This is a genomic window from Streptomyces sp. NPDC014006, assembly GCF_043088925.1.
GTDB lineage: Bacteria > Actinomycetota > Actinomycetes > Streptomycetales > Streptomycetaceae > Streptomyces.
The window spans coordinates 1,208,379-1,230,413 of sequence record NZ_JBICAJ010000001.1 but is presented as its reverse complement, the minus strand read 5'-3'; the positions used below and the strand labels follow the sequence as shown (position 1 = coordinate 1,230,413).

General features: G+C 71.3%; 15 protein-coding genes and 3 pseudogenes. 7 read left to right on the top strand and 11 right to left on the bottom strand.

Annotated elements, in window-relative coordinates; translation table 11 throughout:
- Positions 1–4: 4 nt before the first annotated feature.
- From ACF1GV_RS05605 to ACF1GV_RS05570, 8 genes are all read right to left on the bottom strand, one after another.
- The gene (locus tag ACF1GV_RS05605) at positions 5–1,216 is read right to left on the bottom strand and encodes a phosphoglycerate kinase (RefSeq protein ID WP_391678131.1); all 1,212 of its coding nucleotides are present in this window, start codon (positions 1,214–1,216) and stop codon (positions 5–7) included.
- 146 nt (positions 1,217–1,362) lie between these two features.
- Positions 1,363–2,370, bottom strand: a complete 1,008-nt coding sequence (gene gap, locus ACF1GV_RS05600) for a type I glyceraldehyde-3-phosphate dehydrogenase (RefSeq protein WP_391678129.1) — start codon at positions 2,368–2,370, stop codon at positions 1,363–1,365.
- Between the two features lie 358 nt (positions 2,371–2,728).
- Positions 2,729–5,677: a M14 family zinc carboxypeptidase gene (locus ACF1GV_RS05595; protein WP_391678128.1), complete on the bottom strand. Its 2,949-nt coding sequence runs from the start codon at positions 5,675–5,677 to the stop codon at positions 2,729–2,731.
- A gap of 147 nt (positions 5,678–5,824) precedes the next feature.
- Positions 5,825–6,814 (bottom strand): DNA-binding protein WhiA, encoded by a 990-nt coding sequence (gene whiA / locus ACF1GV_RS05590; protein WP_391678127.1) that lies wholly within the window; start codon positions 6,812–6,814, stop codon positions 5,825–5,827.
- The gene (gene yvcK, locus ACF1GV_RS05585; RefSeq protein WP_391678125.1) at positions 6,805–7,872 is read right to left on the bottom strand and encodes a uridine diphosphate-N-acetylglucosamine-binding protein YvcK; all 1,068 of its coding nucleotides are present in this window, start codon (positions 7,870–7,872) and stop codon (positions 6,805–6,807) included. The genes whiA and yvcK overlap by 10 nt, the downstream gene beginning before the upstream one ends.
- Entirely contained in the window at positions 7,869–8,828 is a 960-nt protein-coding gene (gene rapZ, locus ACF1GV_RS05580) for an RNase adapter RapZ (protein ID WP_391678123.1), read from the bottom strand. Before rapZ ends, yvcK begins: the two co-directional genes overlap by 4 nt.
- Entirely contained in the window at positions 8,825–10,915 is a 2,091-nt protein-coding gene (gene uvrC / locus ACF1GV_RS05575; RefSeq protein ID WP_391678121.1) for an excinuclease ABC subunit UvrC, read from the bottom strand. The genes rapZ and uvrC overlap by 4 nt, the downstream gene beginning before the upstream one ends.
- Positions 10,916–11,027: 112 nt before the next feature.
- Positions 11,028–11,435: a Rieske (2Fe-2S) protein gene (locus ACF1GV_RS05570; protein WP_391678119.1), complete on the bottom strand. Its 408-nt coding sequence runs from the start codon at positions 11,433–11,435 to the stop codon at positions 11,028–11,030.
- A 209-nt stretch (positions 11,436–11,644) separates the two neighbouring features.
- Here ACF1GV_RS05570 and ACF1GV_RS05565 point away from each other — a divergent pair, with 209 nt between their 5' ends.
- Both ACF1GV_RS05565 and ACF1GV_RS05560 read left to right on the top strand, forming a co-directional pair.
- Positions 11,645–12,673: a LacI family DNA-binding transcriptional regulator gene (locus ACF1GV_RS05565; RefSeq protein ID WP_391678116.1), complete on the top strand. Its 1,029-nt coding sequence runs from the start codon at positions 11,645–11,647 to the stop codon at positions 12,671–12,673.
- A gap of 38 nt (positions 12,674–12,711) precedes the next feature.
- Positions 12,712–13,620, top strand: coding sequence for a carbohydrate kinase (locus ACF1GV_RS05560; RefSeq protein ID WP_391678114.1), 909 nt, complete (start codon positions 12,712–12,714; stop codon positions 13,618–13,620).
- A gap of 168 nt (positions 13,621–13,788) precedes the next feature.
- Here ACF1GV_RS05560 and uvrA read toward each other — a convergent pair whose 3' ends face one another.
- The gene (gene uvrA, locus ACF1GV_RS05555; protein ID WP_391678112.1) at positions 13,789–16,818 is read right to left on the bottom strand and encodes an excinuclease ABC subunit UvrA; all 3,030 of its coding nucleotides are present in this window, start codon (positions 16,816–16,818) and stop codon (positions 13,789–13,791) included.
- A gap of 222 nt (positions 16,819–17,040) precedes the next feature.
- On the opposite strand from uvrA, the gene ACF1GV_RS05550 reads away from it, so the two are divergent.
- The 4 genes and pseudogenes from ACF1GV_RS05550 to ACF1GV_RS05535 all read left to right on the top strand — a co-directional run.
- Positions 17,041–17,766 (top strand): maleylpyruvate isomerase family mycothiol-dependent enzyme, encoded by a 726-nt coding sequence (locus ACF1GV_RS05550; RefSeq protein ID WP_391678110.1) that lies wholly within the window; start codon positions 17,041–17,043, stop codon positions 17,764–17,766.
- Between the two features lie 49 nt (positions 17,767–17,815).
- Positions 17,816–18,472, top strand: coding sequence for an MBL fold metallo-hydrolase (locus ACF1GV_RS05545; protein WP_391678107.1), 657 nt, complete (start codon positions 17,816–17,818; stop codon positions 18,470–18,472).
- A gap of 22 nt (positions 18,473–18,494) precedes the next feature.
- Positions 18,495–19,001: pseudogene (locus ACF1GV_RS05540) on the top strand (amino acid ABC transporter permease); the annotation flags it as partial.
- A 1-nt stretch (position 19,002) separates the two neighbouring features.
- A pseudogene (locus ACF1GV_RS05535) lies at positions 19,003–19,667 on the top strand (amino acid ABC transporter ATP-binding protein); the annotation flags it as partial.
- A 63-nt stretch (positions 19,668–19,730) separates the two neighbouring features.
- On the opposite strand, the gene aroQ reads toward ACF1GV_RS05535, so the two are convergent.
- Positions 19,731–20,204, bottom strand: a complete 474-nt coding sequence (gene aroQ, locus ACF1GV_RS05530) for a type II 3-dehydroquinate dehydratase (RefSeq protein ID WP_391678106.1) — start codon at positions 20,202–20,204, stop codon at positions 19,731–19,733.
- 224 nt (positions 20,205–20,428) lie between these two features.
- Here aroQ and ACF1GV_RS05525 point away from each other — a divergent pair, with 224 nt between their 5' ends.
- Positions 20,429–21,712 carry an MFS transporter gene (locus tag ACF1GV_RS05525; protein ID WP_391678105.1) on the top strand — a complete coding sequence of 428 codons (1,284 nt, stop codon included), beginning with the start codon at positions 20,429–20,431 and terminating at the stop codon, positions 21,710–21,712.
- On the opposite strand, the pseudogene ACF1GV_RS05520 reads toward ACF1GV_RS05525, so the two are convergent.
- A pseudogene (locus ACF1GV_RS05520) lies at positions 21,702–22,016 on the bottom strand (ionic transporter y4hA); the annotation flags it as partial. The gene ACF1GV_RS05525 and the pseudogene ACF1GV_RS05520 overlap by 11 nt on opposite strands.
- Positions 22,017–22,035 lie beyond the last annotated feature (19 nt).

Sequence of the window (22,035 nt, the reverse complement as noted above, 5' to 3'; positions counted from 1 at the left end):
GGGGTCAGTCCTCCAGTGCGGCGAGGCCGGGGAGCGTCTTGCCCTCGAGGTATTCGAGGGAGGCGCCACCGCCGGTCGAGATGTGGCCGAACGCGTTCTCGTCGAAGCCGAGCGTGCGCACGGCGGCGGCGGAGTCACCGCCGCCGACGACGGTGAAGCCCTTGGACTCGACGAGGGCCTGGGCGACGGCCCGGGTGCCTTCGGCGTAGTCGGGGTGCTCGAAGACGCCCATCGGACCGTTCCAGAAGACGGTCGCGGCGTCGGCGAGTTTCGAGGCGTACAGCTCTCGGGTCTTCGGGCCGATGTCCAGGCCCTCCTGGTCGGCCGGGATGGCGTCGGCGCCGACGGTGGTGTACGTCGCCGGGGCCTTGGTCTTCAGGTCCGGGAACTGAGTCGAGACCAGCACGTCGACCGGCAGGACCAGCTCGACGCCGCTCTTCTCGGCGCGCTCCATGTACTCCTTGACGACCGGGACCTGGTCCTCCTGAAGGAGGGAGATGCCGACCTCGTAGCCCTTGGCCTTGAGGAAGGTGTACGCCATGCCGCCGCCGATGAGGAGGCGGTCGGCCTTGCCGAGGAGCTGGTCGATGACCGCGAGCTTGTCGGAGACCTTGGCGCCGCCGAGGGCGACGACGTAGGGCCGCTTCACATCCTCGGTGAGCTTCTTCAGGACGCCGACCTCGGTGGCGATGAGGTAGCCGGCGTAGTGCGGGAGCTGCTTCGGCAGGTCGAAGACGGAGGCGTGCTTGCGATGCACGGCGCCGAAGCCGTCGCCCACATAGACGTCGGCGAGCGCGGCGAGCTGCCCGGCGAAGGCGGCGCGCTCGGCGTCGTCCTTGGACGTCTCACCGGCGTTGAAGCGCAGGTTCTCGATGACCGCGACCTGGCCGTCGGTCAGGCCGGCGACGGTGGCCTTGGCGGAGTCGCCGACGGTGTCCGTGGCGAAGGCGACGTCGCCGCCGAGGAGCTCCCCGAGGCGCGCGGCGGCCGGGGCGAGGGAGAAGGCGGGGTCCGGCGCGCCCTTGGGGCGGCCGAGGTGGGAGGCGACGACCACCTTGGCGCCCGCGTCGGCCAGGGCCTTGACGGTGGGCAGTACGGCGCGGATGCGGCCGTCGTCGGTGATGGTGCCGTCGGCGAGCGGCACGTTGAGGTCGGCGCGGACGAAGACCCGCTTGCCGCTCACGCCGTCGGCGAGAAGTTCGTCGATCGTCTTCATTGCTGGGGACTCTCCTGAGGAGGGCTCGTGGTGCTCCGTGATCGTAAAGGGGGCCGGTCCTGTACGTGCGTCAGGGCCCGGCCGGTGCGCGACGGTGCGCACCGACCGAGCCCTGCTGGCGCATCGAGATGCCTACAAAGAGGCGATCAGAGCTGGTTGCCGACGAAGACCGTGAGGTCGACGAGGCGGTTGGAGTAGCCCCACTCGTTGTCGTACCAGCCGATGACCTTCACGTTCTTGCCCTCCTGGACCATGGTCAGGGAGGAGTCGAAGGTGCAGGACGCCGGCTCGTTGACGATGTCGGAGGAGACGATCGCGTCCTCGGTGTACTCGAGGATGCCCTTGAGCTCGCCCTCGGCGGCCTTCTGGAAGGCGGCGTTGACCTCTTCCTTGGTGACCTCGCGGGACAGCTCGACGACGAGGTCGGTGACCGAGCCGGTCGGGACCGGGACGCGCATGGCCATGCCGTCCAGCTTGCCCTTGAGCTGCGGCAGCACCAGGGCGGTGGCCTTGGCGGCACCGGTGGTGGTGGGGATGATGTTCTCGGCGGCGGCACGGGCGCGGCGCAGGTCCTTGTGCGGGAAGTCCAGGATGCGCTGGTCGTTCGTGTACGCGTGCACCGTCGTCATCAGGCCCTTGACGATGCCGAAGTTCTCGTCGAGGACCTTGGCCATCGGCGCCACACAGTTGGTGGTGCAGGAGGCGTTGGAGATGACGTTGTGGTTCGCCGGGTCGTAGGTGTCCTGGTTGACACCCATGACGATGGTGACGTCCTCGTTCTTCGCGGGGGCGGAGATGATGACCTTCTTGGCACCGCCGGCGATGTGCTTCTCGGCGTCTTCCTTCTTGGTGAAGATGCCGGTCGACTCGATGACGATGTCGACACCCAGCTCGCCCCACGGGATGTCGGCGGGGTTGCGCTCGGACAGGACCTTGATGGTCTTGCCGTCGACGGTGATGGTGTCCTCGGTGTGCGTGACCTCCTGCTTGAGGCGGCCGAGGATGGTGTCGTACTTCAGCAGGTGTGCGGTGGTCGCGGTGTCACCCAGGTCATTGACAGCCACGATCTCGATGTCGGCGCCCTGCTCAAGCAGTGCGCGGAAGTAGTTCCGACCGATGCGGCCAAACCCGTTGATGCCTACGCGGATCGTCACGAACCGATCTCCTCGCTGGGTACGCCGGCCATGCGGAGCCGGCGAGCTCTGTTTGGGATGTCCCCGACCACCCCCGACCCTACCTCTCCGAGACCCCCGGAGTGACATCGAGATGCCACATACGCGGGCAGGCGGTCCGTACCCGCCGGTAGGGGTACGGACCACGTGGATCGGCGATGGATTCGCCCGGGTTTACTGCGGAATGCCTACCCTTGTTGACGCCGTTGTCACTCGTTCGTGAGCGGGTCGGCTCACCTGATGCGGCCCCTTTTCGTGCACCCCTGAGACGGGCTGCGCTCACCTGTGGAACAACGGGGGCCGCATCTGTCAACGTTGCCTGCGTCACCCGCGCGAAACATCATCTGCGCAGGGCGGCGAACGCCTTGCCCAGAAGTGCCGCACGGTCGGCCGTGGACGTCAGGTGCTCCAGTCCGAAGCCCAGCAGCACGGTGTCCCCGGTGGTGACCGCGCCGTAGGTGCGGAACAGCACTCCGCTGCGGGTCCAGTCCTTCAGGACGGCCGGACTGCCCGCCGGCGGCCCGGCGACCCTCCAGGCGCCGAGCGACGTCTCGAACCCCTCGGTCTCCCGCACGCTCCCCCCGGCGACCAGCTGCACGTCGTCGGCGAGCACGCCGTGCCCGCCGGTGCCCGGGTCGGTGACATAGGCGAGCGAGACCTCGACGGTGCGCCCGGCGTAGGCGCTGAGGTCGAAGCTCACCTGCTGCCAGCCGCTGGAGGCGCCGGTGAGGCTGTTCCAGGCCCCGGTGGTGCCGGTCGCGGTGCAGCCGTTCGCCGTCAGGGTCAGGTAGTGCTTCAGCCACGGGTGCTCACCGACGTAGAAGCCGCCCCCGCACTCCTCGGGCACGGCCCGGCTCGTCGCCCCGCCGGACTCCGGCAGCGTCGTCCAGTCGTCGGCGCCCACGCCGTGCGCTTCGAGCAGCGCGTGGTCGTAGCCCGGTTCGGTGTCCCACAGCAGGCGCATGCGCAGGGCGGGCTGCTCGGCGGCGGTCACGCCGGTGAGGTCGATGGTGCGGGTGAGCCGCTTGTAGGCGTCGTCGGTGTGCACGGCGGCCGCCATCGACGCCCCCGCGTACGGCCCGTACGGGTTGACGGTCCCGGCGAACTGGCCCGCCCCCGCGCTCGCGAACTGCGGATAGGTGCCGACGGGCAGCTCCTCGGAGGTCACGCTGTACGTCCCCGCCTTGTCCAGCGGGTTGCCCGGGGCCTCGGCCAGCGGGCCGGTGAACCCGTTCAATGCGCCGGAGCCGGTGAATCCGGTGGCGCCCGGGGTCGACGTACGCGAGTACGCGCCCAGGTAGTACTGGCTGAAGTCGTCGGACAGGGTGCCGCCACCGAGGTCGACGCTGCCGCCGGCCCGCTCCCCCGCCTCGATCAGCTTGCCGCCCTCGTTGAGGTAGGCGCGCAGCTGGAGCTGGGTGGCGTTGCCGGGGACGGCGGCGCCCGTGTAGTGCACGACGGTCCGGAAGTGCTTCAGCACGCCCAGCGCGTCGGGCGCGCCCTGGGTGGCCACGTCCCACACGACGGCCCGGTGCCCGGCGGCCTTGAGCGCGTCGGCGTACGTCTGCGCCTGCGTGGCCCTGGCGCCCTCCTCCGCGACGACGAGGGTGTCGGCGCGGGGCCGCTCGGCGACGGTGTAGGTGAAGTGCTTGCTCGACGTGGGCCTGCCGCTCTTCGTCTCGCCGGTGAACCACACCTCGACCTTCTCGCCCGGGTCGCCGTCCTTGATCGTGGCCCGGTACTCGTCGAAGTACAGGTTGTCGGCGCCGCCGTAGCGCTCACCGCCCTTCCACGGCCGCAGCGCCATGTCGTGCACCCGGCCGCCGTCGACGCGGTACTTCAGCTCCTTGTCCCGCACCGACTTGCGGACGACGACGGAGACCTCCTGGTCCCCACCGCGGGAGTACGACGTGGTGAACGGCACCGGGGTGAAGTCGGCGGCGCTCAGGCCGACCGAGGACGACGGGCGGTCGGGGTGGGCGGCCGTCTCGGCGACGGACAGCGCGAAGGGGACGTTCTTGGCGAACTCCTGCTGGATCAGCTTCTCGTCGTCCGGGAAGGTGAAGACCGAACGGCAGTCGGCCGCGTTCCAGGCGTCGTTCGGGTCGGCGTCCGACGCGGTCTGACAGGTCGACATCTCCGGGGTGAACATCGCCGTTCCGTTGACGTTCTCCGCGTGCCCGTCCGCCTCGCCGTTGGTGGTGTACAGCTCCGAGGAGACCTGCGGGTGGTAGCCCGGGATCGCGGAGTGCTCCGGCGTGCCCGCGAGCGCCTTGTACAGCACGTCGTCCGGGGTCGGGGTGGCGACCTGCCAGCCGACGCCGTAGAGCAGCAGCTCGGCGGCGGAGTGGTAGTTGATCGCGTACCGGAAGCCGACGCGTTTCTCGAAGGCGTCCAGCGCCCGGGTCTCGGGCTCGGAGGCCGGGGCGGCGCCGCGGTAGGTCTCGCTGGTGGGGTTGGGCGACGAACCCTCGTCGTCGTAGCCCCACTTGTAGGGGAAGTTGCGGTTGAGGTCGACGCCGTCGCCGGTGGAGATGACGCCGTCGCCGTTGACGTCCCGCAGGTTCTTGCGCCACAGGCGCGTGCTCGCGTCCTTGAAGGTGTAGTCGTAGCCGTCGGGGTTGGCCGAGATCACGAACCACAGCTCGGTCGAGTCGACGATCTTCCTGATGCGCCGGTCGGTGGCGTAGTGGTCCAGGTAGTGGTGGAGCAGACGGCGCGTCATCTCCGGCGTGATCCACTCGCGCGCGTGCTGGTTGGACATGTAGAGCACGGCCGGCCTGGAGCCGTCCCTGGTCCTCTTCGCGTTCCTGGTGAGCTTGAGCGCGAGGATGTCCTGGCCGTCGACCGTCTTGCCGATGGAGACGACCTTGGTCAGGCCGGGGTGCTGCTGCGCGGTCCGGACGATCTCCTCCTTGAGACCCCCGGGCCCGCTGTACGGCCGGAAAACGCCCTGAGCGGCGCTCCGGAGGCGTTGGTCGGAGCGGGCGGACAGGGTGTGCTCGGTGAGCGCGACGCCCTGCTCGCGCAGCTTGTGGGCCTGCTCGTCGGTGAGGTAGACCTCGACGGCGGTCCTTGCGTGCCGCGGGGCGCGGGCGCCGAGTTCGTGGGCGTCCTGTCCGGCGGCCAGCAGCAGGGGTACCTGCTCGCTGGTCACGTCGGCGCGGAAGACCTTGACCTCGTCCGCGTCGTGGGCGGGTGAGGGCTGTGCCTGGGCGATGGGTGCGAGGCTCGCTCCGCCGAGCAGGAGCGCGCCGACAGCGAGGATCGATCTCGCTCTGGGTCTCATGAACCCCCCTAGCAGTGGTTCGCCACGGCGGCGAATGGTTGCCAGGCTCATGTCACCGCATGATCGAGTCAAGAGCGCCTCACGGACACGCAAACGCCGGTGGCTCAGACCTGAACGGCCCAAGCCACCGGCGTTCGTGAGGGACGGTCAGCCCACGAGGTTGTCGGCCAGCTCGTCGCTGAGGTTGGCCTCCGTGCCCGGGATGCCGAGGTCGGAGGCGCGCTTGTCGGCCATCGCGAGCAGCCGGCGGATACGGCCCGCCACGGCGTCCTTGGTCAGCGGCGGGTCGGCGAGCGCGCCCAGCTCCTCCAGAGAGGCCTGCTTGTGGTCCATGCGCAGCCGGCCCGCGGCCGCGAGGTGCTCGGGCACGTCGTCGCCGAGGATCTCCAGCGCGCGCTGCACCCGGGCGCCGGCGGCGACCGCGGCGCGGGCGGAGCGGCGCAGGTTGGCGTCGTCGAAGTTGGCCAGCCGGTTCGCCGTGGCGCGCACCTCGCGGCGCATCCGGCGTTCCTCCCAGGCCAGCACCGACTCGTGCGCGCCGAGCCGGGTGAGCAGCGCGCCGATCGCGTCGCCGTCGCGGACCACCACCCGGTCCACTCCGCGCACCTCACGGGCCTTCGCCGCGATCGACAGCCGGCGGGCGGCGCCGACCAGGGCGAGCGCGGCCTCCGGACCGGGGCAGGTCACCTCCAGGGAGGAGGAACGGCCGGGCTCGGTGAGCGAGCCGTGCGCGAGGAAGGCGCCCCGCCAGGCCGCCTCTGCGTCGCAGGTGGCCCCCGAGACCACCTGCGGGGGCAGCCCGCGGATCGGCCGGCCCCGGCCGTCCACCAGGCCCGTCTGGCGGGCCAGCTGGTCACCGCCCGCGACGACCCGCACCACGTAGCGCGAGCCGCGCCGCAGCCCGCCCGGGGCCATCACGATCAGTTCCGAACTGTGGCCGAAGATCTCCAGGATGTCCCGCTTGAGCCGGCGGGCCGCCATCGCGGTGTCCAGCTCCGCCTCGATCACAATGCGCCCGCTCACCAGGTGGAGGCCGCCGGCGAACCGCAGAATGGCGGAGACCTCCGCCTTCCTGCAGCAGGTCCGGGTGACGGGAAGCCGGGAGATTTCGTCCTTCACCGCTGCCGTCATCGCCATGGGCCGATCCTTCCATGCATCCGAAAAATACGGTCGTACGCGGCGGCCAGCAGCTCGGGGTCGTGCCGGGGAGTTCCGTCCGTCCGCGCCACCGGCGCCAGCTCGACCGCGGCGCCGAGCCGCTTGGCGGCCTCGGTGAGCGAGTCGCGGTCGGGCACGGCGGCCTCGTCGGCCAGCACCACGTCGAGGGCGAGTTTAGGGGCGTGTCGCCCCAAAACCTCCAAATGACGCTGCGGTGAGAAGCCTTCGGTTTCACCGGGCTGCGGAGCGAGGTTCAGCGACAGCACCCGGCGTGCCTTGGTCTGGGTGAGCGCGTCCAGCAGTTCGGGCACCAGCAGATGCGGGATGACCGAGGAGAACCAGGAGCCCGGGCCGAGGACCACCCAGTCCGCGTCCAGGACCGCCGCGACGGCCTCGGGCACGGCCGGCGGGTCGTGCGGCACCAGATGCACCGACTGCACCTCGCCGGGCGTGAGCGCCACGGTGGCCTGCCCGCGCACGGTGTCCACGTCCTCCGGGCGCTCCGGGTCGTGCCCCTTGACCAGCGCCTGGAGCTCCAGCGGCACGGCCGACATGGGCAGCACCCGGCCGTGCGCGCCGAGCAGCTTGCCGACCAGGTCGAGCGCCTTGACGTGGTCGCCGAGCTGCTCCCACAGGGCGACGATCAGCAGATTGCCGACCGCGTGCTCGTGCAGCTCGCCCTGGGACTGGAAACGGTGCTGGATGACCCGGGCCCAGGTCTGCCCCCACTCGTCGTCACCGCACAGCGCGGCCAGGGCCTTGCGCAGGTCGCCGGGCGGCAGCACACCGAGCTCGTCGCGCAGGCGCCCGCTGGAACCGCCGTCGTCGGCGACGGTGACGACGGCCGTGAGGTCGCCGGTGATCCGGCGCAGTGCGGCGAGCGAGGCGGACAGGCCCATGCCGCCGCCGAGGGCCACCACCTTCGGCTGGGCGCCCCGGCGGCGGGGGCGGGCGCCGCGGACCTCGACGGGCCGGCTCGCACGCCCTTCCGGCATGACCCGGCGCAGCCGGCTCAGCCGCGGAGTACGTCGCGTCATTCCCGTCCCATGTCCCGGTGTACGACCACCGTCTCCACACCCTCGGCGGCGAGCCGCGCGGCGAGCTTCTCCGACATGGCCACCGAGCGGTGCTTGCCGCCGGTACAGCCGACGGCGATGGTCACATAGCGCTTGCCCTCGCGCCGGTAGCCCGCGGCGACCATCTGCAGCAGCTCGGTGTAACCGTCCAGGAACTCCTTGGCCCCGGGCTGGTTGAAGACGTAGGCGGCGACCTCCTCGTTGAGCCCGGTGAACGGGCGCAGCTCGGGCACCCAGTGCGGGTTGGGCAGGAACCGCATGTCCACGACCAGGTCGGCGTCGACCGGGAGTCCGTACTTGAAGCCGAAGGACATCACGGTGGCCCGCAGCTCGGGCTCCTCGTCGCCGGCGAACTGGGCGTCCATCTTGGCGCGCAGCTCGTGCACGTTGAGGCTGGAGGTGTCGATCACCAGGTCGGCGTCGCCGCGCAGCTCGCGCAGCAGCTCGCGCTCCGCGGCGATGCCGTCGACGATCCGGCCGTCGCCCTGCAGCGGGTGCGGGCGGCGCACGGACTCGAAGCGGCGCACCAGCGCCTCGTCGGAGGACTCCAGGAAGACGATCCGCCGGGTGACGCCCTTGCTGTCGAGGTCGGCGAGGGACTCACGCAGGTTGTCGAAGAAGCGCCGGCCTCGTACGTCGACGACGACGGCGATCCTCGCGACGTTGCCCTGCGAGCGCGCGCCGAGCTCCACCATCGTGGGGATCAGCGCGGGCGGGAGGTTGTCGACGACGAACCAGCCGAGGTCCTCCAGACACTTGGCCGCGGTCGAGCGGCCCGCTCCGGACATGCCGGAGATGATCACCAGCTCGGGGATGGCCGCGTCGGGGACCCCGGGCGTCTCGCCATTCGTGCCCGTACTCACGTGTGCTCCGTCTCCGCTTTGGCCCTGTTGCTCGTCGTGCTTGTTCACGGTCATGTCTCCTGCCCCCGTCGTTCGTCCGGGGCGCCCGTCGTCACGGGTTCCCCGCCGGAACCCATCGTGCCGGGTTCCTCTTCAATGATCTCTCCGGTCGCGGTGTTCACGGCGGGTGCGGCCGGGGACGCCTGGGCGAGGGCCACGGCGACGGTCTCGGCCGTCTTGCGGCCTATGCCGGGGACCTCGCAGATCTGGTCGATGGTGGCGGAACGCAGCTTCTTCAGCGAACCGAAGTGCTTCAGCAGGGCCTGCTTGCGCGTCTCGCCGAGGCCCGGCACGTCGTCCAGGGGGCTGGCGCGGAACCGCTTGGCCCGTTTGCTGCGCTGGTAGGTGATCGCGAAGCGGTGCGCCTCGTCGCGGACGCGCTGCAGCAGGTAGAGGCCCTCGCTGGTGCGGGGCAGGACCACCGGATCGTCGTCGTCCGGCAGCCAGACCTCCTCCAGCCGCTTGGCGAGGCCGCACACGGCGACGTCGTCGATGCCCAGCTCGTCCAGGGCCCGCTTGGCGGCCGCGACCTGCGGCTGCCCGCCGTCGACGACGACGAGCTGGGGCGGGTAGGCGAACTTCCTGGGGCGGCCTTCCTCGTCCTTGAGGCCGTTTGCCTCACCGGGGCTCTCGGGGAGGCTGTGGGCCCCGTCGACGCCGCCGTCAGTGTCGCCGTTCTCGTCGGCCCACTCGCCGGTGCGCTCCTTCTCGGCGAGATAGCGCCGGAAGCGGCGGCTGATCACCTCGTGCATGGAGCGGACGTCGTCCTGGCCCTCGAAGCCCTTGATCTGGAAGCGGCGGTATTCACTCTTGCGGGCGAGTCCGTCCTCGAAGACGACCATGGAGGCCACGACGTCCTGCCCCTGCAGGTGCGAGATGTCGTAGCACTCGATCCGCAGCGGGGCGCTGTCGAGGGACAGCGCGTCGGCGATCTCCTCCAGCGCGCGCGAGCGCGTGGTGAGGTCGGAGGCGCGCTTGGTCTTGTGCAGCACGAGCGACTGCTGGGCGTTGCGCTGCACCGTCTCCATCAGCGCCTTCTTGTCGCCGCGCTGCGGGATGCGCAGCGACACGTTCGACCCGCGGCGGCCGGTCAGCCACTCCTGCACCGGTTCCAGCGGGTCGGGCAGCGCCGGGACGAGGACCTCCCTGGGTACGGCGTCCCCGCTCTCCTCGCCGTAGAGCTGCTGCAGGGCGTGCTCTACGAGGGCGCCGGTGGTGACCTCCTCCACCTTGTCCGTGACCCAGCCGCGCTGGCCGCGCACGCGTCCGCCGCGCACGTGGAAGATCTGCACGGCCGCCTCCAGCTCGTCCTCGGCGACGGCGATGAGGTCGGCGTCGGTCGCGTCCGCGAGCACGACCGCGTTCTTCTCCATGGCCTTCTTCAGGGCCCCTATGTCGTCCCGCAGACGGGCGGCCCGCTCGTACTCCATCTCCTCGGCCGCCTCCATCATCTGCTTCTCCAGACGACGCAGGTAGGTGCCCGTGCGGCCGGCCATGAAGTCGCAGAACTCCTCGGCCAGCTCCTGGTGGTCCTCGGGGGTGATCCGGCCGACGCAGGGGGCGGAGCACTTGCCGATGTAGCCGAGCAGGCAGGGACGGCCGGTGCGGGAGGCGTTCTTGAAGACGCCGGCCGAGCAGGTGCGCACCGGGAAGACGCGCAGCAGCAGGTCGACGGTGTCGCGGATGGCCCACGCGTGTGCGTACGGGCCGAAGTAGCGCACGCCCTTCTTCTTGTGACCGCGCATCACCTGCACCCGCGGGAACTGCTCGTTCATCGTCACCGCGAGGTAGGGGTAGCTCTTGTCGTCGCGGTACTTCACGTTGAAGCGCGGGTCGTACTCCTTGATCCAGGAGTACTCCAGCTGCAGCGCCTCGACCTCCGTGGACACCACCGTCCACTCCACGGACGCGGCCGTGGTCACCATCGAGCGGGTGCGGGGGTGCAGGTTCGCCAGGTCCTGGAAGTAGTTCGCCAGGCGCTGGCGCAGGCTTTTCGCCTTCCCGACGTAGATCACCCGGCGGTGCTCGTCGCGGAACCGGTACACCCCCGGGGAGTCCGGGATCTCACCCGGCCTGGGGCGGTAGCTGGAGGGGTCGGCCATGTCTCACACCCTACTGGCGTGCAGTGACAGCGCGGCGCGGCTGTGGACAACGCCGGCCGGGTGCCCCGGGGGCGTCGGACGCGGCGGCGTTCCGACGCGGCCGTCCGGGGTCTCAGGCCGACGGGTTCGCCACGATCCGGCCGTTCTTGGCCTGGACCGGCAGCTCCTTGAGCGGTTCGGTGGCCGGGGAGTGCAGCACCTTGCCGGTGGTGGCGTCGAACTGGCTGCCGTGGCAGGTGCAGGTCAGTGTCGTGCCGTCCAGCTTGGCGATGGGGCACTGCGCGTGCGTGCAGATCGTGCTGAACGCCTTGAGCGTGCCGGCGGAGTCGCGTCCGACCACCACGTTGTGCTTGCGGTACAGCTTCGCGCCGCCCTTGGGGACCTCGGTCTCGGGGCCGACGTCCACGGGCCCCTCGGACTCGGACGGTCCGGAGCAGGCCGCGAGGCCCAGGCCGGCGGCGGGGACGGCGGCGGCACCCTTCAGCAGGGTGCGGCGGCTGGGGACCGGGCTGCCGGACATGAGGCTCTCCACGGGGTCGGACGGTGCTGCGTGCTGCACGATACCGCCCTTGAACAGGGGGCAGGTCCGTGGGCTCCCTGGCCGTGGAAACGTCGGAGCGCGGTCCAGATGGGTGACGTAAACGCTTGCGTAAACGTTTACGTGCGGGTCTGGGATCGGATAGTTTCCCTCCCAGGTCCGCACCGAGAGCCGGGAAGGGAACCCCCCGCATGCCCACCATGGCCGATGTCGCGCGCTCGGCCGGCGTTTCCGTCGCGACCGTCTCGCACGTTCTGAACGGCACCCGGCCGGTGCTTCCGCAGACCCGCCAGGCGGTGCTGGACGCCATCGACGAGCTGGGGTACACCCCGAACACGCTGGCCCGCTCGCTGGTGACCTCCCGTACCCGCTCCATCGGCCTCGCGGTCTCCGCGATCAGCAACCCGTACTTCACCGAGATCCTCCAGGGCGTCGAGGCGGCCGCGCTGGAGGAGGGCTACAGCCTGCTCATCGCCGATCCGCACGACGACCCCGGGCACGAGCGCCGCGTGGTGCAACTGCTGCACGAGCGCCGCGTCGACGGTGTGATCGTCGCCCCGTCCGCCCGCCCCGACGGCCTGGTCGGCTACCTCGCCCGCCACGCCGTGCCCGCCGTCTTCCTCGACCGGGCCGTCGACGCCCCGACGGACCCGGCCTTCCGCTTCGACCAGGTGTTCGCCGAGAACGCGGCGCCGACCGCCCGGCTCGTCGCCCATCTCGCCGAGCTCGGGCACCGCCGTATCGGCCTGGTCGCCGGGCTGCCCGGGCTCAGCACCACCCGGGAGCGGATGAGCGGCTACCGGCACGGCCTCGCGGCCGCCGCTCTGCCCTACGACGAGCGGCTCGTCGTCCACGGCGACTCCGCGGCCGGCGGTGCCGAGCGGGCCACCGCCGAGCTGCTGGCGCTCGCCGTGCCGCCCACCGCTCTGATCAGCGCCAACAACGCCATGACCATCGGCGCCCTGCGGGCCCTGCGCGCCCGCGGCCTGACCGTGCCCGACGACATCGCGCTCGGCTGCTTCGACGACTTCGCCTGGGCGGATGTGTTCTCCCCCCGCCTGACCGCGATCGCCCAGCCCAGCAGGGAGCTGGGCGCCACCGCCGTCCGCGTGCTGCTGGAGCGGCTCGCGCAGCCGGAGCGGCCCGCGCGGACCGTGCGGCTGCCCTGTTCCTTCGTCCACCGCACCTCGTGCGGCTGCCCTGAACAGCCGTGCGCATGAAAGTCCTGCACCGAAGAGCCCAGAGAGGAACCCGTCGCATGATCGTCGTCGCCGGTGAGGCCCTGATCGACCTGGTACCGCAGGGCACGGGTGCCCTCGCCGCCCTCCGGCCGGCGCTGGGCGGCGGGCCGTACAACACGGCGGTCGCCCTGGGGCGGCTGGGCTCCCCCACCGCCTTCTGTTCGCGGGTGTCGGGGGACGCCTTCGGCGAGGCCCTGCTCGACGGGCTGCGCGCGGCCGGGGTCGACGTCTCCGCCGTACAGCGCGGCTCCGAGCCGACGACCCTGGCCGTCGCCACGATCGACCCGGGCGGTTCGGCCGCCTACTCCTTCTACGTCGAGGGCACCGCCGACCGGCTCTTCTCGACGCCGCCCGCGCTGCCGGCCGGGACCCGGGCGGTGTCCTTCGGGACGTGCTCGCTGGTGCTGGAGCCGGGGGCGAGCGCGTACGAGGAGCTGATGCGGACCGCGGCCGCGCAGGGCGTGTTCACCTCCCTCGACCCGAACATCCGGCCGGGGCTGATCCCCGACGCGGACGCCTACCGGGCCCGGTTCAAGAGCTGGCTGCCTTCCGTGTCACTGCTCAAGCTCTCCGAGGAGGACGCCCTCTGGCTGGGCGGCACCCCTCGGGAGTGGTTGTCCGCCGGTCCGTCGGCCGTGGTGATCACACAGGGCGGCGACGGTCTGACCGCGTTCACCGCGGACGGCGCGGTGCACACCGTGCCCGGTGAGCCGGTGGACGTGGTGGACACGATCGGCGCGGGCGACACGGTGAACGCGGCGCTGCTGCACGGCCTGGCCGCCCGCGACGCCCTCTCCCCGAGCGCCCTGGCGAAACTGGGCCCCGACGGCTGGCAGCAGCTGCTCCGGTACGCGGCCCGCGCGGCGGCGGTCACCTGCTCCCGGGCGGGCGCGGAGCCGCCGTACGCCCGGGAGCTGGAGGACTGACCGGCGCCACGCCTGGGAAACCGGCGCCACGGCTAGGAACCGGCGCCCGCCGCCCCGGTCGGTGTGTGGCCCCGCGAGAGCCCGCGGCGTTCAAGGCGGCCGGAACGGCAGCGGGCGGCGCCCCTGCGGAGGAGCTCCGCGGAGGCACCGCCCGTCGGTGGGCGAGCGTCAGGCCTTGCGCGCCCGCGTCGTCTTCGTCGTCTTCGCCGCGGCCGTCTTCTTGGCCGTGGCCGCCGTCTTCTTGGCGGCCGCACTGCCGACCGCCTTGGTGGCGGTCTTGCGGGTCCCCGCTGCCGCCGCCACCGTCTTCGCCGGGGTCTTCCGGCGTGCCGCGGGCACGGTGGCGTCGCTGATCCGGTCCGCGCCGAGGATCTCCCGCAGGAACTTGCCGGTGTGGCTGGCCGGGACCGCGGCGACCTCCTCGGGCGTGCCCTCGGCGACCACCAGACCGCCGCCGGCGCCGCCCTCGGGGCCCATGTCGACGAGCCAGTCGGCGGTCTTGATCACGTCGAGGTTGTGCTCGATGACGATGACCGTGTTGCCCTTCTCCACCAGGCCGGAGAGCACCTTCAGCAGCTTGCTGATGTCCTCGAAGTGCAGACCGGTGGTCGGCTCGTCCAGGACGTAGACCGTGCGGCCGGTGGAGCGCTTCTGCAGCTCGCTGGCGAGCTTGACGCGCTGCGCCTCACCGCCGGACAGGGTGGTCGCGGACTGGCCGAGGCGGACGTAGCCGAGACCGACGTCGTTCAGCGTCTTGAGGTGGCGGTTGATCGCCGGGACGGCCTCGAAGAAGTTCATGGCTTCCTCGATCGGCATGTTCAGGACCTCGGCGATGGACTTGCCCTTGTAGTGGACCTCCAGGGTCTCCCGGTTGTACCGGGCGCCGTGGCAGACCTCGCACGGGACGTAGACGTCCGGGAGGAAGTTCATCTCGATCTTGATCGTGCCGTCGCCCGCGCAGTTCTCGCAGCGGCCGCCCTTGACGTTGAAGGAGAAGCGGCCCGGCATGTAGCCGCGGACCTTCGCCTCGGTGGTCTCGGCGAACAGCTTGCGGATGTGGTCGAAGACGCCGGTGTAGGTCGCGGGGTTCGAGCGCGGGGTGCGGCCGATCGGCGACTGGTCGACGTGCACGACCTTGTCGACGAGGTCGTCGCCCTCCACGCGCGTGTGCCGCCCGGGGACGCCTCGCGCGCCGTTCAACTCGCGCGCCAGGTGGGTGTAGAGGATGTCGTTGACCAGGGTGGACTTGCCGGAGCCGGACACGCCGGTGACCGCCGTGAACAGGCCAAGCGGGAAGGACACGTCGATGTCCTTCAGGTTGTTCTCGCGGGCGCCGTGCACGGTGAGCTGCCGGGACGGGTCGCGCGGGCGGCGCACGTCGGGCAGCGGGATGGCCTTGCGGCCGGAGAGGTACTGGCCGGTCTGCGACTCCTTGTTGGCGAGGAGTTCCTTCAGGGAGCCGCTGTGCACGACCTTGCCGCCGTGCTCACCGGCGCCGGGGCCGATGTCGACGATCCAGTCGGCGACCTTGATGGTGTCCTCGTCGTGCTCGACGACGATGAGCGTGTTGCCCATGTCGCGCAGCCGGACCAGGGTCTCGATCAGCCGGTGGTTGTCGCGCTGGTGCAGGCCGATGGACGGCTCGTCGAGAACGTACAGGACGCCGACGAGGCCGGAGCCGATCTGAGTGGCCAGCCGGATGCGCTGGGCCTCGCCGCCGGAAAGGGTGCCGGCCGCGCGGTTGAGCGAGAGGTAGTCCAGGCCGACGTCGACGAGGAACCGCAGCCGCTCGTTGACCTCCTTCAGGACCCGCTCGGCGATCTTCTTGTCGCGGGCGGTCAGCTTGAGCCGCCCGAGGAAGTCCGCGCAGTCGCTGATCGACATCGCGGAGACCTCGGCGATCGACTTCTCCATGATCGTGACCGCGAGGACGACCGGCTTCAGCCGCGTGCCCTCACAGGAGGGACAGGGCACCTCGCGCATGTAGCCCTCGAAGCGCTCACGGCTCGCGTCGGACTCGGCCTCGCTGTGCCGGCGCTTGACGAAGGGCACCGCGCCCTCGAAGGGCGTGGTGTACACGCGCTCGCGCCCATAGCGGTTGCGGTAGCGGACCTCGATCTGCGTCTTGTGGCCGTGGAGCAGGGCCTTCTTCGCGCGCTGCGGCAGGCCCGCGAAGGGGATGTCGGTGCGGAAGCCGAGGGCGTCGGCGAGCGCGCCGACCAGACGGTCGAAGTAGTCCCTGGTGTGACCGTGCGACCAGGGGTGGATGGCACCCTCGTCGAGGCTCTTGTCGGGGTCCGGGACGATCAGCTCCGGATCGACCTCCATGCGCGTGCCGATGCCGGTGCACTCGGGGCAGGCGCCGAAGGGCGAGTTGAAGGAGAAGGAGCGCGGCTCCAGCTCCTCGAAGGACAGGTCGTCGTACGGGCAGTACAGGTGCTCGGAGTACATCCGCTCGCGCTCGGGGTCGTCCTCGGGGAGGTCGACGAAGTCGAGCACGATCATGCCGCCGGACAGCCCGAGGGCGGTCTCCACCGAGTCGGTGAGACGGCGCTTGGCGGAGTCCTTCACCGTGAGGCGGTCGACGACCACCTCGATGGTGTGCTTCTCCTGCTTCTTCAGCGTGGGCGGGCTGGAGAGCTGGATCGTCTCGCCGTCCACGCGCGCGCGGGAGTAGCCCTTGGCCTGGAGGTCGGAGAAGAGGTCGACGAACTCGCCCTTGCGCTCGCGCACCAGCGGCGAGAGCACCTGGAAGCGGCTCCCCTCCGGCAGCTCCAGCACCCTGTCGACGATGGCCTGCGGCGACTGGCGCGTGATGGGACGGCCGCACTCGGGGCAGTGCGGCTTGCCGATGCGCGCGAACAGCAGACGCAGGTAGTCGTAGACCTCGGTGATGGTGCCGACCGTGGAGCGCGGGTTGCGCGAGGTCGACTTCTGGTCGATGGAGACGGCCGGGGACAGTCCCTCGATGAAGTCGACGTCCGGCTTGTCCATCTGGCCGAGGAACTGGCGGGCGTACGAGGAGAGCGACTCCACGTAGCGCCGCTGGCCCTCCGCGAAGATCGTGTCGAAAGCCAGGGAGGACTTGCCCGACCCGGACAGGCCCGTGAAGACGATGAGCGAGTCACGGGGCAGGTCGAGCGAGACGTTCTTCAGGTTGTGCTCGCGCGCGCCACGGACGATGAGACGGTCGGCCACGCCGGTCCGCACCTTTCTTGAGAGAAGTGACAGGGGCGGGGCCCCCGTCTTTCCCAGACTAGGGGGAGCCACTGACAACGCCGGTCGGATTCATGTGTTGCCAACAAACCCCGGCTCTCCAGCATGCCCGACGCCACGACCGACCATATAGCACGTGCATTCGAATTACGGCACTGCTTCGCCGACTTCACCCGAAGGTGTGGCGCGGCTAATGTCAGCACCATGATTGATCACGCGCATGACCTGGCGTCTGTACGTGACGCCACCGACCGACTGCTCAGCGCAGTCGCCGAACTGGACAACGCATCGGTGGCCGAGCCGTCACGGCTGCCCGGCTGGAGTCGCGGACATGTCCTGGCTCACATCGCCCGCAACGCCGACGCCCTCGTGAACGTCCTCGAGGGCCGGCCCATGTACGTCTCCGCCGAGGCCCGGGACGCCGACATCGAGCGGGACGCGCCGCGTGCCCTGGACGCCCAGCTCGCCGATCTGCGCGAGAGCGGCGCGCGCTTCCAGGCGGCCGGTGCGGCGCCCCAGGACTGGTCGCGGACGGTCGAACTGCGCAACGGCGTGACCGACGCCGCCGCCCGGGTGCCGTTCCGGCGCTGGGCCGAGGTGGAGCTGCACCACGTGGACCTGGGGATCGGCTACGAGCTGGAGGACCTGCCGGCCGACTTCACCGAGCGGGAGATCGACTTCCTCGCGGCCCGGTTCAGCGGCCACCCCGAGGTGCCGGCGACCCGGATCACGGACGGCACGCGCGTGTGGCGCACCGGACGGGGTGATCGGGAAGGCGCCGGCACCGAGGACACGGACATCAAGGGCGCGGATGCCGAGGTCACCGTCTCCGGCGAGCCGGCCGACCTGCTGGGCTGGCTGGCCGGGCGTCGCGACGGGGCCGCGCTCAGCGTGGACGGCGGCGCGCTTCCGGCCCTGCCGCCCCTGTAGGAGCGGCTCCGGCGTTCCCCTGCGGCGTCCCGGCGATAGGCTGACGGTCATGACGTACAGCGGACAGGTGACGGTCGGCGGCCCGGCGGACGTGCACGAGCTGAAGGACCTGATGATCACCAAGATCGCGGTCGGCCCCATGGACAACAACGCCTATCTGCTGCGCTGCCGGGCCACGGACGAACAGCTCCTGATCGACGCGGCCGCCGACGCGCACACGCTGCTCGGCACGATCGGTGACGACGGCATCGCGTCCGTCGTCACCACCCATCGCCACCCCGACCACTGGCAGGCGCTCGCCCAGGTCGTGGCGGCCACCGGCGCCCGGACCTACGCGGGCCGCGACGACGCGGAGGGCATCCCCGTGGCCACCGACGTCCTGGTGGACGACGGCGACACCGTCCGGGTCGGGCAGGTGGAGCTGACCGCCCGCCACCTCGTGGGCCACACGCCCGGCTCGATCGCGCTCGTCTACGACGACCCCCATGGGCATCCGCACGTCTTCACCGGCGACTGCCTCTTCCCCGGCGGCGTGGGCAACACCCGCAAGGACCCGAAGGCGTTCGCCAGCCTGATCCACGACGTCGAGACCAAGATCTTCGATGTCCTGCCCGACGAGACCTGGGTCTACCCGGGCCACGGCGACGACACCACGCTGGGCTCGGAACGGCCGCATCTGCCGGAGTGGCACGCGCGCGGCTGGTGACAGGCGGAGGGTTGCGCCGAGGGTCCGCGCGCCCGGCTGGCCGCGCACCAGGGAGACGTTCTTCAGCGCGCGGTACGCGCGCGAGGCGCTGCCCAAGGTGCTCGACGGGCTGTGGCTGAACGTGCGCCTGCTGCTGGTCTGCGAGGCCGCGGTGCTGGTCCTCGGCATGCTGATCGCCATCGCCCGCACACTGCGTGGCCCGGTGTTCTTCCCGCTGCGGGTGCTCGCGGCGGCGTACACGGACTTCTTCCGCGGGCTGCCGCTCATCATCAGCCTGATGATCGTGGTGCTGGGTGTGCCGGCCCTGCGCCTGCAGGGCGTCAGTGTCGATCCGGTCCTCCTCGGCGGTACGGCGCTGACGCTGACGTACTCCGCGTACGTCGCCGACGTGTTCCGCGCCGGCATCGAGTCCGTCCATCCCTCCCAGCGCGCCGCCGCCCGCTCCCTGGGCCTGAGCGACCGTCAGGCACTGCGATACGTGGTGCTGCCACAGGCCGTGCGCCGCCACGTGCCGCCCCTGCTGAACGACCGCACCGCACACGGTGACCGCGCTGATCGGCGCCTCCGGCTCCGGAAAGTCGACACTGCTGCGGTGCGTCAACCTGCTGGAGGAGATCGACAAGGCGCGATCTGGCTGGACGGCGAGGAGATCACCGACCCTCGGGTGGACCAGGACGCGGTGCGGCGCCGGATCGGCGTCGTCTTCCAGGCGTACAACCTCTTCCCGCACATGACTGTGCTGGACAACATCACCCTCGCCCCGCGCCGGGTCCACGGCGTCTCCCGCGCCGACGCCGAGGCACACGCGCGTGAGCTGCTTGAGCGACTCGGGCTCGGCGACAAGGCGCGCGCCTACCCGGACCGGCTGAGCGGTGGCCAGCAGCAGCGCGTGGCGATCGTGCGCGCCCTGGCCGTACGGCCCCGGCTGCTGCTGCTCGACGAGATCACCGCCGCCCTCGACCCGGAACTGGTCGGCGAGGTGCTCGCCGTGGTGCGCGGACTGAAGGACGAGGGCATGGGCATGGTCCTCGCCACCCACGAGATGGGGTTCGCCCGCGACGGCGCCGACCAGGTGTGCTTCCTGGACGGCGGGGTCGTCCTGGAACGCGGCACCGCACAGGAGGTCTTCGGCGACCCGCAGCAGGAGCGCACCCGGCGTTTCCTGCGGCGGATCGTGGAGGCGGGGCGGCTGTAGGGGCCGCCGGACGCCGATGGGCCGGGCATCCGGTAAGGGGCGCCCCGCCATGGCCGGCGGGGCTTACGCGTCGGCCTGTGCCGCGCCCACCAGAGCGGCGACCCGTTCCACGCCGAAGACGTAGCCCTGCACGCCGCACCCGGCGATGACGCCGTCGGCGCGCACCGAGACGTAGGAGTGGTGCCGGAAGGACTCCCGCTGGTGGATGTTGGAGATGTGCACCTCGATCACCGGCAGGCCGTCGCAGGTGTTGAGGGCGTCGAGGATCGCGACCGAGGTGTGGGAGTAGGCGGCCGGGTTGATGACGATCCCGCAGTGGCTCAGCCGTGCCTCCTGGATCCAGTCGACCAGCTCGCCCTCGTGGTTGGACTGCCGGAAGTCGATCGTGCCGCCGTGCGCGGCCGCCGCCTTGGCGCACAGCGCCTCGACGTCGGCGAGCGTGTCGGAGCCGTAGATCTCCGGCTGGCGCTGCCCGAGCAGGTTCAGGTTGGGGCCGTTCAGGATCATGATCGGGGCGTTGGCCAGGGTGCGGGGCACGGTTCCTCCGGTCCGTTCGGGGTCGGCGGCCCGGCGGGGCCGCTGCTCGCTCCTCGGTGTATCACGGTGCCCCGGCCCGCCGACGGGCCCTCCCCCGCACTCCCTCTGCCGGCGCATCACCGTCGCCCGCCGAGAGCCCCGTGCCCCCGCGCGCCCCGTAACCGTGGCTGAGCGCGGGTGGTTGACGCGGCATGCACGACGTACGCAGCGCGAGGACACCGTCCATGCCACGGCTCGCGGTCGCCTCGCTCGCGGGCACGGCCATCGAGTTCTACGACTTCTTCGTCTACGGGACCGCGGCCGCTCTGGTCCTCGGCCCGCTGTTCTTCCCGGCCTTCTCACCGCTGGCGGGAACCATGGCCGCCTTCGCGACGTTCGGCGTGGGCTTCGTCGCCCGCCCACTGGGCTCGGTGCTCTTCGGGCACATCGGGGACCGGCACGGACGGCGGCCGGTGCTGATGGCCTCCCTGCTGCTGACGGGCGCGGCGACGGTGGGTGTCGGCTGTCTGCCGACGTACGGCACGATCGGCGCCGCCGCCCCGCTGCTGCTGGTCGCCCTGCGCTTCCTGCAGGGGCTTGGGCTCGGCGGCGAGTGGGGCGGTGCTGTGCTGCTCACCGCGGAGCACGCCCCGCCGGCGCGCCGCGCACTGTGGTCGAGCTTCCCGCAGGTGGGGCCGGCGGTGGGGTTCCTGCTCGCCAACGCGATGGTGCTGGCGCTCTCCGCGGTGCTCACGGACACCGAGTTCGCCACCTGGGGATGGCGGGTGCCGTTCTGGGCGGCGGGTGTGCCGGCGCTGGCAGGGCTGTGGCTGCGGTCGTCGCTCGCCGAGAGCCCCCGGTTCCTGGAGATCGACGACCACGCGCGCGTGCCGCTCGCCGAACTGGTGCGCCATCACGGGCGGCTGGTGCTGCTGACGGCCGGTGCGCTCGCGGCCGGATACGCGATCTTCTACGCCGTGACGACCTGGTCGCTGGCCTACGCGACGGAGCGGCTCGGGGTGAGCCGTCCCGTGATGCTGGGCTGCATCATGGCGGCCGTGGTGCTCAAGGGCGCGCTGACGCCGCTGGCGGCGATGCTCGGCGATCGTTTCGGGCGGCGGCCACTGTGCCTGACGGGATGCGCGGCCTCCGCCCTGTGGATGTTCCCGATGGTCGCGCTGCTCGCCACGGGCGAGCCGCTGACGATGTTCCTCGGCCTCGCGGGCGCCCTGATCGCGTTCGTGACCATGTTCGCCGTCATCGCCGCCTACCTGCCCGAGCTGTACGAGCCGCGGGTTCGCTGCACCGGCGCCGCGGTCGGCTACAACCTCGGCGGGGTCCTCGGGGGCGCGCTGACCCCGATCGTGGCGACCGCGCTGGCCGAGCAGGGCGGCCGGGTGCCGTGGGGCGTCGGCGCGTATCTGACCGGGATCGCCCTGCTCAGCCTCGGCTGTTTCGCCCTGCTGCCGGAGACCAGCCCGGGACCGGTGCCGCCGGTCGTCAGCCCGGCCGCCGGCGCTATGGATTGATCGCCAACTCCAGATATGCCGCGAAGAGCACCAGGTGCACGCCTCCCTGGAGCGGTGCGGCCCGGCCCGGCCCGGTACGACGGTCAGCGAGGCGACCACCACGGGCAGGGCCAGCAACGCCATGTGGAGGGAGTCGAGGCCGAGGACCAGCGGCCCGGACAGCCAGACGGACGCCAGGGCGACCGCGGGAATGGCCAGTGCCGATGCTGGCCATGGAGGAACCGAGGGCCAGGTTCAGGCTGGTCTGCACCCGGTCGCGGCGCGCGGAGCGCAGCGCGGCGATGGTCTCGGGCAGCAGCACCATGGCCGGCCGCCGTTGCCGG

Excerpts from the sequence above, each read along its gene's own strand:
- ACF1GV_RS05605 (WP_391678131.1), bottom strand. The coding sequence starts at position 1,216 with ATGAAGACGATCGACGAACTTCTCGCCGACGGCGTGAGCGGCAAGCGG.
- ACF1GV_RS05560 (WP_391678114.1), top strand. The coding sequence starts at position 12,712 with ATGATCGTCGTCGCCGGTGAGGCCCTGATCGACCTGGTACCGCAGGGC.
- ACF1GV_RS05545 (WP_391678107.1), top strand. The coding sequence starts at position 17,816 with ATGACGTACAGCGGACAGGTGACGGTCGGCGGCCCGGCGGACGTGCAC.
- rapZ (WP_391678123.1), bottom strand. The coding sequence starts at position 8,828 with ATGACCGTGAACAAGCACGACGAGCAACAGGGCCAAAGCGGAGACGGA.
- yvcK (WP_391678125.1), bottom strand. The coding sequence starts at position 7,872 with ATGACGCGACGTACTCCGCGGCTGAGCCGGCTGCGCCGGGTCATGCCG.
- uvrC (WP_391678121.1), bottom strand. The coding sequence starts at position 10,915 with ATGGCCGACCCCTCCAGCTACCGCCCCAGGCCGGGTGAGATCCCGGAC.
- ACF1GV_RS05525 (WP_391678105.1), top strand. The coding sequence starts at position 20,429 with ATGCCACGGCTCGCGGTCGCCTCGCTCGCGGGCACGGCCATCGAGTTC.
- ACF1GV_RS05565 (WP_391678116.1), top strand. The coding sequence starts at position 11,645 with ATGCCCACCATGGCCGATGTCGCGCGCTCGGCCGGCGTTTCCGTCGCG.
- whiA (WP_391678127.1), bottom strand. The coding sequence starts at position 6,814 with ATGGCGATGACGGCAGCGGTGAAGGACGAAATCTCCCGGCTTCCCGTC.
- ACF1GV_RS05570 (WP_391678119.1), bottom strand. The coding sequence starts at position 11,435 with ATGTCCGGCAGCCCGGTCCCCAGCCGCCGCACCCTGCTGAAGGGTGCC.
- ACF1GV_RS05595 (WP_391678128.1), bottom strand. The coding sequence starts at position 5,677 with ATGAGACCCAGAGCGAGATCGATCCTCGCTGTCGGCGCGCTCCTGCTC.
- ACF1GV_RS05550 (WP_391678110.1), top strand. The coding sequence starts at position 17,041 with ATGATTGATCACGCGCATGACCTGGCGTCTGTACGTGACGCCACCGAC.